At 60.3% G+C, this 18139-nt stretch carries 17 protein-coding genes; 8 read left to right on the top strand and 9 right to left on the bottom strand.

All coding sequences use genetic code 11. The features are described 5' to 3' along the window. Nucleotides 1-39: 39 nt before the first annotated feature. The 6 genes from DHV10_RS20140 to DHV10_RS20115 all read right to left on the bottom strand — a co-directional run bounded on the left by DHV10_RS20140 (nt 40) and on the right by DHV10_RS20115 (nt 5568). Nucleotides 40-795 carry an ABC transporter ATP-binding protein gene (locus DHV10_RS20140; RefSeq protein WP_109488176.1) on the bottom strand — a complete coding sequence of 252 codons (756 nt, stop codon included), beginning with the start codon at nt 793-795 and terminating at the stop codon, nt 40-42. 181 nt (nt 796-976) lie between these two features. Next, nucleotides 977-2377 carry an NAD-dependent dihydropyrimidine dehydrogenase subunit PreA gene (gene preA, locus DHV10_RS20135; protein ID WP_109488175.1) on the bottom strand — a complete coding sequence of 467 codons (1401 nt, stop codon included), beginning with the start codon at nt 2375-2377 and terminating at the stop codon, nt 977-979. Continuing rightward, nucleotides 2370-3698: an FAD-dependent oxidoreductase gene (locus DHV10_RS20130; RefSeq protein ID WP_109488174.1), complete on the bottom strand. Its 1329-nt coding sequence runs from the start codon at nt 3696-3698 to the stop codon at nt 2370-2372. Before DHV10_RS20130 ends, preA begins: the two co-directional genes overlap by 8 nt. Further along, nucleotides 3676-4395 carry a nucleoside deaminase gene (locus DHV10_RS20125; RefSeq protein WP_275425930.1) on the bottom strand — a complete coding sequence of 240 codons (720 nt, stop codon included), beginning with the start codon at nt 4393-4395 and terminating at the stop codon, nt 3676-3678. The genes DHV10_RS20130 and DHV10_RS20125 overlap by 23 nt, the downstream gene beginning before the upstream one ends. A gap of 45 nt (nt 4396-4440) precedes the next feature. Beyond that, nucleotides 4441-5049 (bottom strand): nucleotidyltransferase family protein, encoded by a 609-nt coding sequence (locus DHV10_RS20120; protein ID WP_109488173.1) that lies wholly within the window; start codon nt 5047-5049, stop codon nt 4441-4443. Nucleotides 5050-5070: 21 nt separating this feature from the next. Beyond that, complete coding sequence (locus DHV10_RS20115) at nt 5071-5568, bottom strand: DUF2165 family protein (protein ID WP_109488172.1); 498 nt, start codon at nt 5566-5568, stop codon at nt 5071-5073. Nucleotides 5569-5616: 48 nt separating this feature from the next. Here DHV10_RS20115 and DHV10_RS20110 point away from each other — a divergent pair, with 48 nt between their 5' ends. After that, a complete protein-coding gene (locus DHV10_RS20110) occupies nt 5617-6993 on the top strand; it encodes an amidase (RefSeq protein ID WP_162601711.1) in 1377 nt (458 codons plus the stop codon). A gap of 15 nt (nt 6994-7008) precedes the next feature. Here the strand turns inward: DHV10_RS20110 and DHV10_RS20105 are convergent, their stop codons facing one another. Both DHV10_RS20105 and DHV10_RS20100 read right to left on the bottom strand, forming a co-directional pair. Further along, entirely contained in the window at nt 7009-7794 is a 786-nt protein-coding gene (locus DHV10_RS20105; protein WP_109488170.1) for an NIPSNAP family protein, read from the bottom strand. 33 nt (nt 7795-7827) lie between these two features. Beyond that, complete coding sequence (locus DHV10_RS20100) at nt 7828-8301, bottom strand: nucleoside deaminase (RefSeq protein ID WP_239461949.1); 474 nt, start codon at nt 8299-8301, stop codon at nt 7828-7830. Between the two features lie 293 nt (nt 8302-8594). On the opposite strand from DHV10_RS20100, the gene DHV10_RS20095 reads away from it, so the two are divergent. From DHV10_RS20095 to DHV10_RS20070, 6 genes are all read left to right on the top strand, one after another. Next, nucleotides 8595-9029 carry a MerR family transcriptional regulator gene (locus tag DHV10_RS20095; protein WP_109488169.1) on the top strand — a complete coding sequence of 145 codons (435 nt, stop codon included), beginning with the start codon at nt 8595-8597 and terminating at the stop codon, nt 9027-9029. A 209-nt stretch (nt 9030-9238) separates the two neighbouring features. Continuing rightward, nucleotides 9239-9958 (top strand): 2Fe-2S iron-sulfur cluster-binding protein, encoded by a 720-nt coding sequence (locus DHV10_RS20090; RefSeq protein WP_239461948.1) that lies wholly within the window; start codon nt 9239-9241, stop codon nt 9956-9958. Between the two features lie 15 nt (nt 9959-9973). Continuing rightward, nucleotides 9974-10969 carry an FAD binding domain-containing protein gene (locus DHV10_RS20085; RefSeq protein ID WP_109488167.1) on the top strand — a complete coding sequence of 332 codons (996 nt, stop codon included), beginning with the start codon at nt 9974-9976 and terminating at the stop codon, nt 10967-10969. Nucleotides 10970-10990: 21 nt separating this feature from the next. Further along, nucleotides 10991-13282, top strand: coding sequence for a xanthine dehydrogenase family protein molybdopterin-binding subunit (locus tag DHV10_RS20080; protein ID WP_109488166.1), 2292 nt, complete (start codon nt 10991-10993; stop codon nt 13280-13282). A gap of 23 nt (nt 13283-13305) precedes the next feature. Beyond that, nucleotides 13306-15537: a xanthine dehydrogenase family protein molybdopterin-binding subunit gene (locus DHV10_RS20075; RefSeq protein WP_109488302.1), complete on the top strand. Its 2232-nt coding sequence runs from the start codon at nt 13306-13308 to the stop codon at nt 15535-15537. An 11-nt stretch (nt 15538-15548) separates the two neighbouring features. Beyond that, complete coding sequence (locus DHV10_RS20070) at nt 15549-16700, top strand: XdhC family protein (RefSeq protein WP_109488165.1); 1152 nt, start codon at nt 15549-15551, stop codon at nt 16698-16700. 10 nt (nt 16701-16710) lie between these two features. On the opposite strand, the gene DHV10_RS20065 is transcribed toward DHV10_RS20070, so the two are convergent. Further along, nucleotides 16711-17304: a DJ-1/PfpI family protein gene (locus DHV10_RS20065; RefSeq protein ID WP_109488164.1), complete on the bottom strand. Its 594-nt coding sequence runs from the start codon at nt 17302-17304 to the stop codon at nt 16711-16713. Nucleotides 17305-17426: 122 nt separating this feature from the next. Here DHV10_RS20065 and DHV10_RS20060 point away from each other — a divergent pair, with 122 nt between their 5' ends. Then, nucleotides 17427-18125 (top strand): uracil-DNA glycosylase, encoded by a 699-nt coding sequence (locus DHV10_RS20060; RefSeq protein WP_109488163.1) that lies wholly within the window; start codon nt 17427-17429, stop codon nt 18123-18125. The last annotated feature ends 14 nt before the right edge of the window (nt 18126-18139 follow it).

Here is an 18139-nt window from a genome sequence, read left to right as displayed (position 1 = left end):
ACCACCCGGAAAGGTGCTTTATACCTCGTCCGAGGTTACTCACGCCGCTGCGTGAAGGCGCCCGCTCTCCAGGCGCAGAGTCCGCGTACAGCGCGCGGCCAAATCCAGGTTGTGGGTCACCAATATCGAGGTGAGCCCGTGGGTTAAGTGCAATCGTTCAAGCAACTCAAAAACTCGTCTCGCTGTGGTTTCGTCCAGGTCGCCCGTCGGCTCATCGGCCAGCAGCAATCGAGGGTTCCCGACCAAAGCTCTCGCCAACGCAACCCGCTGCTGCTCTCCACCGGAAAGCTCTCCTGGGCGGTGTTCGCTGCGGTCCTCCAGATCAACCTCTCTAAGCCAATTAGATGCAGCATCTAGCGCCTGTCGACGATCGATTCCGCGCGCCAGAAGGGGCATGGCAACGTTCTCGACAGCCGAAAACTCCGGAAGCAGGTAGTGAAACTGCCACACGTAGCCGATCTCGCGGTTGCGAAAAGCTGCGGCCTCCCGGGCGTTGAGAGCTGCCACGTTGGTTGAAGCGCAGTGTACAGTGCCCGCAGTTGGCGCATCAAGAGCGCCCAAAATGTGCAAAAGTGTGCTTTTTCCTGTGCCGGATTGCCCAACGATTGCAATCAGTTCTCCGCTATCGACCGTAAGCTCAAGACCTTTGAAGAGCGTCAGCGCTCCTCGGGAAGTGCGATAGGTTTTCTCAAGATTGCGAACCTGAACGAGCGGAGATGCGGTCTGTACCCGCACGTCTGTCTGCCGCGTAAAGCGGATGGCCTGCCCGGCAGCCGCTGGAGTGCTGAAAGCCATTCTCTGGCTTCATTTTAATCGGTCAACCGATTTTCCTGTCATGGCCAAAGTCACCTTGATGCACTTTGAGGTAACCGAACTTGCATGCCGCGACAGGAATTTGTAGCCGCACAGGAACGAACCCGATTTCTGCTTTGGTACGCAGCACGATTACGAACTGCGATAAAGCGGCCGGACGAGGTCACGACCGCTGCGGTTCCGCTGCGATCTCGGAAGCAAGCGAACTCTGGCCGCGATGTTCCGGTCGAGCGTTTTGGCCGACCGGCACCATCGTGATGCACTCGTCCACAGGACATACGAGCGCGCAGAGATTGCAGCCGGTACACTCGGTTTCGTCTACACGGGGGATCTTGGCAAGCGGAGTGGGGTAGGGGCCGTGGTTCGAGGCGGCGGCGGCACGCTCCTGCCGCGTGACCGGCGTGGTCGCAATTGAAGTGCGCGATCGAAACTCGACTGTGGGGGGCCCATCATGCAGCTCGATGCGCCCATTCACGGGACCTGACACACGATCCGAGTGAATGCACTGATTTGCGCCATCCCAGCAGGAGATCTGACACAAGCCACAACCGATGCACTTCTGCTCGTTGATGTGCGCTACAACCTTGTAATCGCGATTGAGGCCTTCCCAGCCGGTGACCCGCTGCAAGGAGAGTCCGCGAAGATCTTCGAGGGTTGCGAAACCTTTGGTGCGCATCCAGTTTTCGAGCCCTTCGGCCATGTCTTCGACCACCCGATAGCCGTAGTGCATCGCGGCGGTGCACACCTGGACGGTCGTGCAGCCTAGCAGCATGAATTCGACGGCATCGCGCCAGGTTGAGATTCCGCCGATACCAGAGAGCGGCAGAGCAGAAGCGGGGTCGGACATGATCTGCTGGACGATGTTCAGCGCGATCGGCTTAACGGCTGGACCGGCAAACCCGCCGTAAGTGCCAGCCCCGCCGACATTCGGCTCGGGAACGAGCGTGTCCAGGTCGATGCGCGGAATTGAGTTGACGGTGTTAATGGCGGAAAGACCATCCGCGCCACCTCGCCGTGCGGCCGCCGCGACCACCCGGATATTCGTCGCGTTCGGCGAAAGCTTCACGAGCACGGGGATGCGCGCTTTCTCTTTGACCCAGGCAGTGATCATTTCCGTACGCTCGGGATCCTGAGAGAGGGAGCCAGCTTGACTACCGCTGAAGTTGAGTTCCAACCCGTCGGCGCCGGCGTCTTCGGCCCGCTGCGCGATCTCGTGCCACGACTCGCGTACCGATTCAGCCATGAGCGAGGCAATGATCGGGTGGTAAGGGTAGTACCTTTTGACCTCCGCCAGTTCGCGCAAGTTCTCTTCGATCGGACGATCGCTGATGCGCTCGATGCTGCTCAGGCCCATCATGCGGTGTCCGTTCCAATCGACCGAGGAGTAACGCGGACTGGTGTTCGTGGCAGGGTCGCCTATGGTCTTCCACACCGCTCCGCCCCAGCCTGCATCGAAGGCGCGCATGATTTGCTCGCCCTTGTTCGAGACAGGTCCCGACGCGAGCCAGAAGGGATTCGGGCCGTCGATTTTGCCGGCGAACTGATGGACACGGATATCAGGCATAGGCCGCCTCCGCGATCTTGAGGATCGCACGGGCTGCGCGCTTTCCGTCGGCTACGGCATCCACCACCTCTTTGCCGCCGTTAGCGCAATCACCGCCAGCGAAGTAGCGTGGATTGTCGGTCTGGCCGGTCTCGGGATCTACGACGATGACTCCGTTGCGCAACTCGATGCGCCGAAGCTCCTGTACGAGCTGAGCGAAAGGCGATTGTCCGATGGCTGGGATAACGTAGTCGCACTCGATGACCTGTTCGGAGCCGTCGACGGGTTGGAGCAACCTGTCGACCTCATTAACCTGAACGGTGTCGAGCAGCAGACGGCCACGCTCGCTGGTACGGATCCGGTATGGCTGCCGGCGCCAGAGGAACTGCACCCCTTCGTGCTTGGCGTGCTCGTATTCGAAGTCGAATGCCGTCATCTCGCGTTCGCCGCGGCGATAGAGGAGGTAGACGGTTTCGGCGCCAAGACGCCGAGCTGCATTCGCGGCATCGATCGCTGTGTTCCCTGCACCGACTACAACAACTGTGCCGGATAGCTCTTTCAGGCGACCGGTTTTGTAGGACGCGATGAACTCGAGCGCATTCAAAACGCCTTTCTGATCCTCGCCGGGAATGTTCATGCGCTGCATGGCGCCGAGGCCGACGCCGAGGAAGAGGAAGTCGAACTCCGACTCAAGCTCTTCCAGCGCTTCCGCAGTTTCGATGGCCGCGCCGGTGCGGAACTCGACTCCCATGCGGCGGATCATCTCGGCTTCACGCAGGCTGTCGGATGTGCGCAGCTTGTACTCAGCTACTCCGTAGGTGTTAAGGCCACCGGGAAGCTCATTGCGCTCGATAATGATGGCGTGCGCGCCGTGCCGGCACAACTCCGCGGCGCAGGCCAGGGATGCCGGTCCGCCGCCGATGCAGGCGACCTGCACGTTCCGCGATCCACGCGGCGCGGTGAGCAACTCCTCGCCCGTCGCCTGGAACGAATCCATCGCATAGCGCTGCAGACGCCCGATCTGAATCGGTTCTGTGTTGTAGCGGTGCATTACGCAGGCGCCCTCGCAGAGCACTTCGACGGGGCAGGCCTTTGCGCAGCTGCTGCCCAGGATGTTGGCGTCGAGGATGCGGAGAGCAGAGCCACGGAGATTGCCGGTGCTGATGCGCTTGATGAATCCCGGAACATCGATATGGGTCGGGCAAGCGGCAGTGCAGGGTGCGTCGAAACAGTTGAGGCAACGATTGGCTTCAATGACAGCTGCCTGCGGCGAAAGAGGGGGCCTGATCTCGGTGAACCGCTCTCGCAGGAGGAGATCGTCAGGGATGGATGTGGTACTCATGAGGACCTCGGGAAGCGCGCGTACTCTGGTCTGCCGTCCTTATCGAGTATCCAGCGACAGACTCCCGTATGAAAAGGGATGAGTTAATAGACGTTATCGTACCGAAATCAACTTGAGCAAGGGCGGGACGTTGCATTAAAAGCACTTCCGATTGGTTTGGCGCCGGATGGCAGGCTGAGTGACCTGAAAAGCGCTCGAGAGTTCGAGCCCGTCTAATAGGGAATCTTTTGCGCGGACGCAATCCAGGCTTCGAAGCTTGCCCAAGCCTCTTCGCGCAGGAACTGAGCCTCAGGAAGCAACCGATCGGCCGGATCTTTGCGGAATTCTCCGTACAGAAACTCGTCGTCGAAACCAGCCTTAGCCGCATCTTCCGCGCTTGCTGCAAAAACACCGCATCAAGTCGCGCCCAATGCGACGCTGCAAGGCACATGGGGCAGGGCTCGCAGCTCGAGTAGAGCTCACACCCGGTCAAGGTGAAAGTGCTCAGCGCCTTACAGGCGTTCCGGATCGCAGTGACCTCGGCGTGCGCGGTCGGATCATTCGTAGCCGTAACAACGTTCACTCCCTCAGCGATCACCTTGCCATCTCGCACCACAACCGCGCCAAACGGCCCGCCCTTGCCGGTGCTGACGTTGCTCGTGGCGAGCGAGATTGCCTGGCGAAGAAACTCCAGATTTGGCTGGCGACTGAATGACATTGTTCCGTGGGTCGGGCTGCAGGCTAATTTCGGCTGCAGGCAGATTCAGTATTGCATGCGGTCCGGGAGGCCTATGAGCCGGGAGGCATCCTCGGGGCTATCGATGTCCAGCTCACCACCTTCGAGGGGAATTTCAGCGACGGATCGGTCCGCTTCAGCAAGCAGACGACGGGCACCCTGATCGCCGCGCAACGCAAGAAGATCCTGGAAGGCTTGTGCCGGGAAAATGGCCGGAATGCCGCGCTTGCCCGCATAAGTCGAAGCGATGACGTTGGTCGGGTTCTGTCGGAAAGCACGGAACATTCGGCCCAGGTGCTCAGGGGTGACCGCGGGCTGGTCGCAGACCAGCAACAGAACGCCGGTGGCATCGGGCTCGTGTTCCATGAGCGCTTGGACGCCAGCGGTGATCGAACTAGCCATCCCTTGTTCCCAGGAATCGTTGACCACGATGTTGGCTGCAGAAAGATCCACCTGCGTCTCGATTTGGTGCCGATGTGCTCCGAGCACCACGAATACAGGGCCAGCGCACGCTGCGCGGGCCGTCCGGATGCACCTCGCAAGAAGGGTTTCGCCATTCAGCGTCAAGAGCTGTTTCGGTTGGCCGAGTCGCCTGCTGGCCCCGGCGGCGATGATGACTGCGGCGACATCTTTCATGGGGATCAGTGTACGAGGCGCTTACGCTTGCTGATCCAGATCTGCCTGAACGAGCAGGAGCAGCACAAGGGCGAGAATCGCGAACATTCGGAACGCCTGCTGTTGTCCGTTCCATGTTGGCGATTGCCACATCAGGAACCACTCTCCGCCCACATCGAGGAAGGCAACAAGCCACATCAGAAGCGACACCGCGAGCGCGGCGACGGCTACGCGCTTTTGTGTATTGAAGGTAGCCGCGGGCTTGCGAAGTGCACGAAAGAGGCTCGCTGTAGCCCACCAGAAAAGAGTCGTACTGACGAGCTCCCACAGAATGATCGTCCAGTAGAAGATGAGATAGATCGCGGGCGAGTGAATGGCTCGACCCATCTCCCGATTTCCGGCGAAGGTGGAGTCCATCGCAAGCACGTGTTTCACGAACTGATAATTCGAGTTGAAGTCAGTCAGGTTGTTGAGAACCACCAGCGTGTAGTAGAGAGCCATGGCTGCGAGTAAAAGCAATTTTGTCCAACGGATGGTCACGGCAGACCTCGTTCAGCAAATTTCGTCATAGCAATGAAGAGTTTGGGCTTGCCTCATCGTACCGTGCACGCGTGGAGAGAAACGAATGCCGGCTGGTCCGGGTCCCGCACCTACAATCCGGTCATGGAGTTTCCGCCAACAATACGCGAAGCGCGAGCCTTACTCGCCGCAGGGGCCACTACGCCCGGGTTGATTGCAGAGGCAGCACTGGCGCGCGCCAATGGGAACGCCGGAAAGAACACCTATCTGTGGCGAGATCCGCAATGGACGACGAAGGAGGCTGCGAACGCCTCTGCCTTGGCTGCCACACCGCTCGGCCTCTTCGGGGACGGTAGATCGAACCTTTGGGGCATCCCAGTCTCTGTGAAGGATCTGTTCGACCTGGCCGGAACACCTACGAGTTGCGGGGTCGAGTTATACCGCGTATCGAACGGTGCTGCAGCAAACGATTCGTGGCTGGTCGAGCGGCTTCGTCGGAGCGGAGCCGTGATCACTGGCAAGACCCATCTGCATCCTCTCGCATTCGGGATCACCGGCGAAAACCCCGATTTCGGCGACTGTGTGCAACCGGGCGATGCTGACGCTCTTACGGGCGGGTCGTCAAGCGGCGCGGCTGCCAGCGTGCTTGAGGGTTCCGCCCTCGCTGCGATCGGCACCGATACGGGCGGCTCCATCCGATTGCCCGCGGCTCTTTGCAGCCTGGTTGGCTACCGGGCGTCCATCGGCCGGGGAGACTGGCGGGGAGGCGCACATCTCTCGCAGACATTCGACACGATGGGTTGGCTCTTTCGCGATCTTGAAGACGCGCCTCTGCTGGCAGAAACATTCGCTCAGTCGGAGCCGCCAGAGATCCGCGAGTACACGAGGTTTGCCGTCGTGGATGAAGGTTTTTTGGATGACTGCGATCCGGCCGTTGCCGAGAACCTGCGCAGTGTGACTGCGGAGTTGCAGGCGCTCGGCCTAAGGAGTTCCAAGATCGATGTGTCCTGGTGGCGGCCATCTTTTGAGATCTACGCCGCGATCCAGGCGCGGGAAGCGGCGGAGATTCACGCAGGGAACTACGCGCACTTCCCGCCCGCTATTCGGGAGCGCCTCGAGTGGGGAGCCGGGATCAATGACGCGGAACTGAGGGTCCGTCGTGAGCAGCACGAGGAATTTAGCGCGCGAATCGATGCACTGCTCGGTGAACATCAGCTTTTGTTATTGCCCGCGTCTCCTGTCGCCAGACTGACCGCGGGCGGAGACCACAGCCGCGCACGCAAGCAGATCCTGCGGTACACGACTCCGTTCAGCCTTGGCGGCTATCCGGTTGTCACGATCCCTTGCACAGTTGGAGGGATGCAGCTCGCTGCCAGTCGCGAGGAGGATGAGAGCCTGCTGAAGCTCGCAGCCCGCGTTGGAGCACAGCGGGCTGCGGCTTTTTGACGAAAACAGTCTGCGCTAGATCTGAGAAGCTGCCAACGGGCTGAGGATCAGGTTCGTGATGTTGCTGACGATCGGCTCGAAGGCATACTTCTGATCAGACGAGAGCTTTTTCCACGTCGGATCGTTGCGGAACTTCTCCCACTTGGCGTCTAGTTCTGCGTGATCCGCGAAGCTGAGCATGTAGGTAAGGTTCGGCATGCGCGGACCGATCACGGTGTCTCCGTAGAAGACCTGATGGAAGCCTGCGTTCTTGAAGATGTCGAACTCGCCGGAGTGAAACATCTCGACCTTGCGTACGTGGTCTCGCAAGCTAGGGCTCTCGTAGGTGCGGAGTTGGAAGATGCGCTTGCCCTTTTCAGGCGGCGTGATCCTGGGCCAGCCTTCAAAGGCCGCCAGCAGCGAAGATTCCACGCGAATGAAACCGGGCGACGAGGCGGGCGCGCTCCAGAACGGCTCGGCCGCCTTGATGTACGTCTCATTCTGATTGAGATCGACTTCCAGAGAAGCCGCAGCCGCCGGCGACGGCAGCGGGATCAGCACGTAAAAGGTCGGCGTCTCCGGTCCGATATCGAGGCGGAATGCTCCAACCGGCCCACCCCTTCCGGCCAGCGCCGGAATCAGCGCCTCGCTGATGTACTTCTCTGTCATCGAGCTCTGCGGGCCCGACTGCACGAAGTACCGGCGAATCTGGTAGTACTCGCGCTGTTTTGATTGATTGTCCTGGGTCTGTGCGCCGGCTCCGGGTGCAATGGCCAGCGCGGATGCAGCGAGAGTTCCTGCTAGAAAATCGCGACGCTCCATGATCTCTCCAGTAAAGCAGATAGAACTGCCAAACTACTCCTCCCCAATATCCTCGTTCCAGATCTCGGGATGTTCGCGAATGTAGCCCTCGAGCAGTTCGCGGCAGGCGCTGTCGTCGAGATCCACGACTTCGATACCGTTTTCGCGAAGCCACTCGATACCGCCGGAAAACGTCCGGCTCTCGCCCACGATCACCTTGCCGATGTGAAATTGCCGGATAAGGCCGGAGCAGTACCAGCATGGCGCAAGAGTCGTAACCATGATGAGATCGCGGTAGCTCTTCTGCCGGCCCGCGCGGCGGAAGGCGTCCGTCTCGCCGTGCATGGTTGGGTCACCCTGCTGAACGCGGCGATTGTGCCCGCTGCTCACGAGTCTCCCATCCAGGGTGAAGAGAGCGGCGCCAATGGGAATTCCACCTTCAGATCGGCCGTAGCGCGCTTCCTGGAGTGCAACGGCCAGCATCGATTCATAACGTTCGCGATCGTCGTTCATTTCAGCAACGATCATAGGGGATCAATGCGCGGCAGAGCCAAGAGCACGAGTGGAGAATCGAGACCGCCACGCACCTCGGACAAGAATCTGAAACCTGATCAGCTGAGGCTATCAGTTGCGCTCCTTCCTTAAGAATTGTTAAGCCAAAATCGAGCTTCGCAGGAGGCTGATAACGTTATCTCGTTGAAAAGGGGTAAATTGCGGAAATCTACTCTCAGACCCTATGTATAAAGATCGCGTAAACGTCTCATTTCAAGAGCCTAGTGGCGTTGACTTCGTGTGCGCTCAAAGTTGTAGCGTGGGAAGTGATGAGAGACGCTGGTTACACTATCCGATCCATGGCTGAGCGTTGCGGAATGACCGCGCACACTCTTCGCTACTACGAGCGCGTTGGCTTGATCCAACCAGTCGGCCGCGCGCGCAACGGTCACCGAAGGTATTCCGAAGCAGACGAGGCCTGGCTCAACTTTCTGCACTGCATGAGAGCCACCAACATGTCTATCCGCGAGATGCAGAAGTACGCAGCGCTCCGAGCGCAGGGCGACTCCACTTCTCTCCAGCGCCGCAAGCTGCTGGAAGAGCACCAGACAGGCATCGCTGAAAAGATCGCCGAGCTCCAGAAGGCGCACGACCTGCTTTCGCACAAGATTGCAAACTATAAAGCAGTTGAAGATCGAACCCGGATCGGCGGCCCGCGGCTGGTTGAGCCGGAAGAGCACACCGAGCTGGCAACAGCAAGCTAGATGAAAGCACGATGGCCCGGCTGACCGGGCCATCACTGTCTGCGGTGGAGCAGAAACATCCGAGCCATTTCCGTGTGCTGAAAGTCCCGGATTCCCACCTGCAAGGCCGTGGGGGTAGGATATCGGCACGGCGCTTTTCATGCTTTTTGTTCGCGTTCGCCGGTAGCCCGAAACAATTAAATGGCAGTCCTGTCCGAGGAGGTCGACCTGTGGCAGACAGCATTGACACGCGCTTCAAGCATTTACGCTCGCGCACGCCCGAGCACTCGAACCACCCACTCGCTCCCGATCAGCAGTCGGTGGATCTCGAGCCGATCGGTCTCGAATCAGCGAAGGTGCGGGTGAGCCGTCGAACCTTCCTCTCCGGCATCGGCGCGACGAGTCTGCTGGCCGGCGCAGCTCCGCTGGCGACTGCTGCTCCGGTTGAGGCCCCGGCGCAGGAGCAGACAGAAGCCATCGGCGGCAACACCATCACACTGCGCGTCAACGGCAAAGACTACCCGCTGAAGAACCTCGACGTGCGCGCCACGCTCCTCGATACGCTTCGGGAGCGCATTCACCTCACGGGCACGAAGAAGGGCTGCGACCACGGCCAGTGCGGCGCCTGTACCGTGCACGTGAACGGCCGCCGCGTGAACAGCTGCCTCTCGTTTGCGCTGATGCATGAGGGCGACGAGATCACCACGATCGAGGGAGTCGGCCAGCCCGGCAATTTGCATCCCATGCAGGCGGCCTTTGTCGAACACGACGGATACCAGTGCGGCTACTGCACCAGCGGCCAGATCATGAGCGCAGTGGCGCTGCTTAAGGAGCCAATTGGCTCGACCGATGACGAACTGAAGCAGGCGATGTCCGGCAATATCTGCCGCTGCGGCGCCTATACGAACATCCTGACTGCCGTGAAACAAGTCCGGTCGTCGCGGGCCTAAAGAGGAGACTGACAGATGGAAACTTTCAATTACGTCAAAGCTCCGAATGTCGAGAAGGCTCTAGCCTCGGCGGAGCAGGCAAAGTTCATCGCGGGCGGCACCACCCTCGTCGACCTGATGAAGCTGCACGTCGAAACGCCGAAGACCCTGGTTGACATCAACTTGCTGCCGCTCGAAAAGATCGAAAAGCTGCCCGATGGCGGCCTGCGCATTGGCGCAATGGTGCGAAATTCTGATCTCGCCTGGAGCGACGAGGTGAAGAAGTCCTATCCAGTGCTGTCTGAAGCTCTTCTCTCCGGTGCATCCCCGCAGTTGCGCAACATGGCCACAACCGGCGGAAACCTGCTGCAGCGCACCCGCTGCATGTACTTCCGCGAGCCCAATGCGGGAACTCCCGGCGGCTATGGCTGCAACAAGCGCACTCCCGGCTCAGGTTGTGCTGCATTGGACGGTTTCAACCGCATGCACGCCGTTCTGGGCACGAGCGACAAGTGCATCGCGACGCATCCCTCTGACATGTGCGTGGCCATGGCCGCCCTGGAAGCCGTGATTCACGTCGAAGGACCCAAAGGCAAGCGGACAATTCCATTCGCAGATTTTCACAAACTGCCCGGCGACACACCGCACATCGAAAACGCGCTGGAGCCGGGGGAGCTGATCACGCACGTCGATCTGCCCAAGCCCGTGGAGGGAGCGAAGTCCACGTATCTCAAGCTGCGCGACCGTGCCAGTTACGAATTTGCGCTCGCATCAGCGGCCGTCGTGGCGCGTGTCGAGGGCGGCCATATCCGCTACATCCGCGTTGCGATGGGCGGGGTCGGCACAAAGCCGTGGCGCTCGCACGAGGCCGAAGCGGCCCTTATGGGCAAGCCCGCGAACCAAGCCTCGTTCAAAGCGGCGGCGCTGGCTGCTCTGGCGAAATCCAAGCCGCACAAAGACAACGCATTCAAAGTGGAACTGGCGAAGCGCTGCCTGGTGCGCTCGCTAAAAACCGCAACAGCAACCGCATAGTTGCGCATTATGGAGTTGCTTATGGCGACGGATTCCCTTCCTCACGCATCGGGCATCATTGGTGTGGCGGTGCCTCGCATCGATGGATCGTTGAAGACCACCGGCACGGCGCGTTACGCAGTCGATCACAACTTCCCCAACATCGCTCACGCGGTTGCCGTGCAGGCCACCATCGGCAAAGGCCGGATCCGCAGCATCGACGCCTCTGCAGCGGAGAAGATGCCCGGCGTGCTGCTCGTCATGCACCACGGCAAGATCGACAACGTCTACCGCTTCTATCCGCATGAGTCAGACGGCACCATCAGCGAGGCGCGCCCGCCGTTCTCTGACGATAAGGTCTACTACTGGGGTCAGTTCGTTGCCGCGGTTGTCGCCGAGACATTGGAACAGGCCAAGGCCGCTGCTTCCGCGATCAAGGTGGAATACGACGCCGAGACTCCGGACGTTAATCCGGACCTGAGCGACTTTGACGGCGAGAAGCAGGAAAGCTGGAAGCGCGGCGATCCTGACAAGGCGCTCGCATCATCGCCCGTCACCTTTGACCAGACCTACGTTACTCCCGTAGAAACGCACAATCCCATGGAACTGCACGGCACCGTCGCTGTGTGGGACGGCGACAACTACACCCTCTACGAATGCACGCAGGGCGTGGTCAATCACCGCGTCGTGATGTCGCAGGTGCTTGGGGTCCCGCGCGAAAACGTGCGCGTGATCTCGCGGTTTATTGGATCGGGATTCGGCGGCAAGCTATTCCCGTGGCCTCAGTCTTCGATCGCCGCTTCCGCTGCGCGCACGCTCAATCGCCCGGTAAAGATCAGCGTCGATCGGCGCATGATGTTCTCGAATACCGGGCATCGGCCCCGCACGCAGCAGCGCATCCGCCTCGGCGCCACGCAGGATGGCAAGCTGACCGCGATCCGGCATGATTTCTTCACCCAGACATCGCAGCTCGATGACTTCGTCGAGCATTGCGGTGAGCAGACTCCGTTCCTTTACAGCACGCCGAATCTCGTTGTCACAACCGGCATGGTTCGCCGTAACGTTGGCGCTCCCGCCCCCATGCGCGGTCCTGGAGCGGTCCCCGGCCTCTTCGCCCTTGAATCGGCGATGAACGAACTCGCTGAAAAGCTGAAGATGGATCCGCTAGAACTCCGACTGAAGAACGACGCAGAGCGCGATGAAGGCAAGAACCTGCCCTTCTCTTCGCGTCACCTGAAGGAGTGCTGGACGACCGGCGCGGAAAAGATCGGCTGGAAGAGCCGCACTCCCGGAGTGGGCTCGATGCGGCGCAATGGCAAGATTGTCGGCCTAGGACTCGGCAGCGCCTCCTGGTCCGCCGCGCGAATCCCCTGCACCGCCAGCGTCGAGCTTTGCCCTAATGGACGAGTTTGCGTGCGTTGTGCGACGCAGGACATCGGTACCGGCACATACACGATCTTTGCGCAAGTAGTTCATGCGGCGACCGGCGTGCCGCTCGACCGCATCGACGTCTTCCTCGGCGACAGTTCGCTCCCCGATGGTCCCACCTCTGGTGGATCGATGGCCACAAGCGCCGTTCTCCCCGCAACGACTACCGCGACGAACTCTGCTGTTACGCGTCTGCTCCACATCGCCACCAGCCTTCCAGATTCGCCGTTTCATGGCATCAAGCCTGAAAATCTCGCCATCGCCAACGGCCGCGTGATGCAGAAGAACGATCAGCAGCCGAAGGTCGTCGGTGTCTCGATGAGCTCCAGCCGCGATCTGACAGCAAACGGCGTCCCCTTCGAAGAGGTGCTGAAGATGGCGAACCTGAGCGGCATCACGGCGACCGGCAAGACCGCGCCATCGTTCGAAGATCCCAAAGCGAAGCAGTACTCGCTCCACTCCTACGGCTGCCACTTCGCTGAGGTGGAGTGGGAGCCCGAGATTGCTCGCCTTCGCGTGAGCCGCGTCGTCTCCGTCTTCGACTGCGGCCGCATCATCAACAAGGGCGCAGGCACAAACCAGATGCTCGGCGCCGTGATTATGGGGCTGGGCATGAGTCTATTCGAAGAGACAGTACACGACCACCGCACAGGCCAGCCGATTAACAACAACTTCGCGGACTACATCGTTCCCACGATGGCTGACCTTCCGGACCTCGACATCACCTTCCTCGACTATCCCGACTACATCGTCAATGAGTACGGGGCGCGCGGGATCGGCGAGATTGGGATGGCTGGAGTCGCGCCTGCGATCACGGATGCGGTGTACCACGCCACCGGTGTTCGTGTGCGCGAATTACCGGTACGAATCGAGGACCTGTTGAAGTCGACTGTCCACGAGGCTTGATCAAAGAACGGAAAGAGGCACGCATGAGCACGACACCCTCTGGCATTATCGGACGTCCAACCCCGCGCATCGACGGTCCACTGAAGACGACAGGGGCCGCCAAATACGCGACCGACTTCCACATCGACGGCATGGCTTATGCGGTCCCTTTCGTCTCGTCCATCGCCAGCGGGCGTATACGCAATCTAGACACCTCTGCAGCGGAAAAGATGCCGGGAGTATTGCTCGTGCTGCATCGGGGGAATATCGGCCAGCTTTACCGCACGGTTCCTGGAGATGGTGACGCGACCAACAGCGAAGTGCGTCCGGCATTCGAGGACGACATCGTCCGTCATTGGGGGCAGTACGTCGCACTGGTTGTTGCAGAGACATTCGAGGAGGCGACGTCAGCCGCAGCGGTGATTCACGCAGAGTACGACCTTGAAACGCCGAAGCTCCGCTCCAGCCTCGATGACTTCACCGGCGAACGCAAGAAAGGCAGCCACCGCGGCAATTTCGATGCCGCCTTTGGGTCCGCTCCGGTCAAGGTCGATCAGACCTACGTCACCCCCATTGAGACGCATAATCCGATTGAGATGCATGGCTCCGTTGCCGTTTGGGACCGCGACCAACTCACCATGTTCGAAACCACGCAAGGTGTGGTGAATCACCGCGTCGTGATGGCGCAGACGCTTGGTATTCCGATTGAGAACGTGCGCGTAGTCACGCGTTTCCTGGGATCGGGATTCGGCGGCAAGCTGTTCCCCTGGCCTCATTGTGCAATGAACGCCGTTGCTGCGTGCAAGCTCGGCCGACCCGTCAAGCTGTGTCTCCCGCGTCGCATGATGTTCTCGAGTGTCGGGTATCGACCGCGAACTGAGCAGCGCATGCGTCTAGGCGCATCGATGGATGGCAAGCTGCTGGCCCTGAGCCACGATTATTTGAATTCCACGTCGCTACTCGACGACTACGATGAAGGCTGCGCGGAGGCGACTCCATATCTCTATAGCGTCGCCAACCTGTCCGTCACGAGTGGACTCGTGCGCCGCAACCTCGGCGCGCCGATGTACATGCGTGGGCCTGGAGCAGTTCCTGGACTGTACGCAATGGAAGCTGCCATGAACGAACTGGCGGACGAACTCAAGATCGATCCCGTGAAGCTTCGCATCCTCAACGACGCCGAGAAGGATGAGGACAAGAACATTCCCTTCTCGTCGCGACACTATCGTGAGTGCCTCGAAGTTGGCGCGAAGAAGTTCGGCTGGGAGAAACGTACGGTTGGTATCGGGTCGATGCGGCGCTATGGAAAGATTCTAGGCTGGGGCATGGCCGGAGCAAGCTGGGTTGCGCTGCGCCTTCCCTGCACCGCGCATGTCGAGTTCCACGCAAACGGACGCGTCTCCGTTCGCAGCGGTACGCAGGACATCGGCACCGGAACTTACACAACCTTTGCGCAGGTCGTTCACGAGAAGACCGGCGTTCCGCTCGACCGCATCGACGTGGTCATCGGCGACAGCGCCTTGCCCGACGGGCCGATGTCCGGCGGATCAATGGTGACAGGTTCGGTGTTGAATGCGATCGCCAACGCTTCCACCGAAGCCATGAAGAAGATGATCGCTCTCTCGACCGGCACTGAAGGCTCGCCGCTCAAAGGGACGAAAGCGGAGGAACTCGAATTTGCCGAAGGACGCATTCGCAAGAAGGACTCTGCCGCAGGCGATCCGGAGTTCGCGGAGATTCTTAAACTCGCTCGCGTTGACGGTCTTAGTGCCGAAGGCAAGACTGTTCCCACCTGGGAAGATCCGCAATCCAAAGACAAGTCGCTTCACTCGTATGGCGCGCAATTTGTCGAAGTTGAGTGGGAGCCCGACATCGCGCGCCTGCGTGTGAGCCGAGTGGTTACCGTTATCGATGCCGGCCGGATCATCAATCCCAAAGCTGCGGCGAACCAGATCGCCGGCGCTGTGGTGATGGGCGTCGGAATGGGCCTGCTGGAAGAGACGGTCCACGACCAGCGCACAGGCCAGCCGATCAATGGCAGCATGGCAGATTACCTGATGGCCACCTGCGCAGACAGCCCCGAGATCGACGTGACGTTCCTCGACTACCCAGATCCCGCAATGGGCGAGTACGGTGCGCGGGGGGTCGGTGAGATCGGGCTTGCAGGCGTTGCCGCGGCCATTACCGCTGCGGTGCATCACGCGACCGGTGTGCGCGTTCGTGAGCTGCCGGTGAAGATTGAAGACCTGCTTCAGTCGAAAATCCTGCAGGCGTAAGCTATTTGGGAATGACGGATCTCGAAAACATTCTCCCGCTTTGGCAGGAGTTGGAAGCAGCCGGGGCGGAGTATGTGCTCGCTACTGTCGTCGAGGTTGAAGGCCCGAGCTACCGCAAGCCCGGGGCACGCATGCTGATTGCGAAGGACGGCCGGCGCGCAGGAACCGTGAGCGGCGGCTGCCTCGAGGCCGAGGTCGCCAAGCGGGCTTGGTGGCTCACCGAGTCGGGGCCTGTGATTGGACGGTACTCCACAGTCGCAGACGATGGCGAGATGCCCTACGGCTCCGGATGCGGCGGCGTGGTCTACGTTCTGCTTGAGCGTCGCGCAACCGCGGATCCGCTGTTGCGCGCGCTTGAAGCTGCATTCCACGCGCGTGCGCCCTTGGCGATTGCCACCATCCTGGAAGGTGCCGCAATCGGCACACGGGCTTTCGCAGGTCCAACCATCGCACGCGATTCCGGCATTCGCGAAGCTGAAGAGGAGGTTCACTCGACTCTGAACGGTATGGCCCTGCAGGCGCTCCAAGGCATGCAGACCGTAGACCAGCGCGTCAAAGCCGGAGATCTAACAACCCGAGTGTGGGTGGACTATCGCGCAGCGCGGCCGGGGCTCTGGATTTATGGCGCGGGAGATGACGCAAAGCCCATCGTTCATCTCGCGCGGCAGCTCGGATGGTTTGTCGCGGTCGCGGATGGACGAAGCCATCTCGCCACTCGTAATCGATTCCCCACCGCTGACTCTGTCCTGACGCTCCCGATCGAGCAAATGCCGGAGAGGAGAGCGCCTGTCCTCAGTGAGCTGAAGTCTACGGACGCGGCAGTCCTGGTGACTCACAGCTTCGAGCAAGATTCCCGCATACTCGCTTCGCTGTTAGCTCGTGAGACCCCGCCTGCTTACGTCGGCGTGCTCGGACCGCAGCGGCGGACGCGCGAAGTGCTCGCGGAAGCCTTTCGTCTTCTCGGCCGCGAAGACGGGCAGGAGCAAATTGAAAAACAGCTCGCGGATCTACACGCTCCCACGGGCCTTGACATTGGCGCTGAGACCCCCGCTGTAATCGCGCTCTCTATCATCGCGGAGATTCAGCAGACCTTGAGTAATGGATCCGCACTGCCGCTGCGCCAGGTTCGCGCAGTGCAGGCCAGTGTGCCATCCAAGGCGTGATCTTCCCTGCCTAAGCTGCCGCGTCCTGCTCCAGATGGGCAGCCAGCACGTGCAGGAACTTCGCCAGCCATGCTGGATGGGCCGGCCAGGCAGGTCCCGTGACCAGATTGCCGTCAATCATCGCATCCGTCATCTCAAGCGAAACAAATGTGCCTCCCGCCAGCCCGATCTCCGGCGCACATGCGGGATAACAGTTCAGCTTGCGGCCTTTCAGTACGCCGGCCGCCGCCAGCAATTGCGGACCGTGGCAGAGCGCCGCGATGGGCTTCCCTTCTCTGTCGAAATGCCGAACTACATCCAGGACCTTCTCATTCAGCCGCAGATACTCCGGTGCGCGGCCGCCCGGGACGACAAGAGCGTCATACGTGGCCGGATCTACTTCGGCGAACGTGGCATTCAGCGTGAAGTTATGTCCTCTCTTCTCCGAATACGTCTGATCGCCTTCAAAATCGTGAATCGCGGTGCGGACCTGTTCGCCCTTCCTCTTGCCGGGGCAGACGGCATCAACGGTATGGCCGACCATCTGCAACGCCTGGAAGGGCACCATAATCTCGTAGTCCTCGACAAAGTCGCCGGCCAGAACAAGAATGTTCGCTGGTTTCATCGCAATAGCTCTCCGTGTGACACATGCTATCCGATGCAGCGATCTGGGTGAAGACGAGGTTGTGAAAAGCTCATCGAGTGTGAGCCAAATCGCGATTCACCGATCGTTATAACCTGTAAGAAATGGTTTCTCCCCCGAAAACGCTCGAAGCGCTGAACGCGCGCATCGTTCAATGCGATCTCTGTCCGCGCCTGCGGGCGCACTGCACGGAGGTCGCGCGCGTGCGGCGCCGCGCTTACATGGACTGGGAGTATTGGGGACGGCCGGTGCCGTCTTTCGGGGATCCTGAAGCTCGCGTGCTCGCTCTGGGACTCGCTCCCGGAGCACATGGTTCAAATCGAACGGGACGCCCATTCACGGGTGATGGATCGGGCGACTTTCTGTACCCGGTTCTCTACGATGCAGGATTTGCTTCTCAGCCGAAGGCCATGTCCCTGAACGATGGCATGAAGCTCCGCGACCTCTGGATTACGTCCGTGGGACGTTGCGCTCCACCGGGAAACAAGCCGACTCCGGAAGAGTTGCGCAACTGCGCTCCCTGGCTGGACCAGGAAATGACCCTTCTCAGGAACCTTCGCGTGGTCGTCTGTCTGGGACGCATTGCTTTCGACGGCCTGCTCGCCCACGAGCAGAGAGTGGGCGCGCGTCTACTTCGCGCCGAATTCCCTTTTGGTCATGGCAACGAATTCACGCTGCCCAGCGGAATCAAGGCACTCACCAGCTATCACCCGTCACTTCAGAACACCAACACCGGCAAGCTGACGAAGGTGATGTTCCTGAAGATCTTCATGCGGGCGCGCGAACTTGCAGGATTGGAGTAGCTGTCGCCGAACCG

Source organism: Occallatibacter savannae, from assembly GCF_003131205.1.
In the GTDB taxonomy this organism is placed as follows: Bacteria; Acidobacteriota; Terriglobia; order Terriglobales; family Acidobacteriaceae; genus Telmatobacter; species Telmatobacter savannae.
The sequence above is the reverse complement of the archived record's forward strand: the minus strand, read 5'-3'. Positions and strand labels throughout refer to the sequence as shown.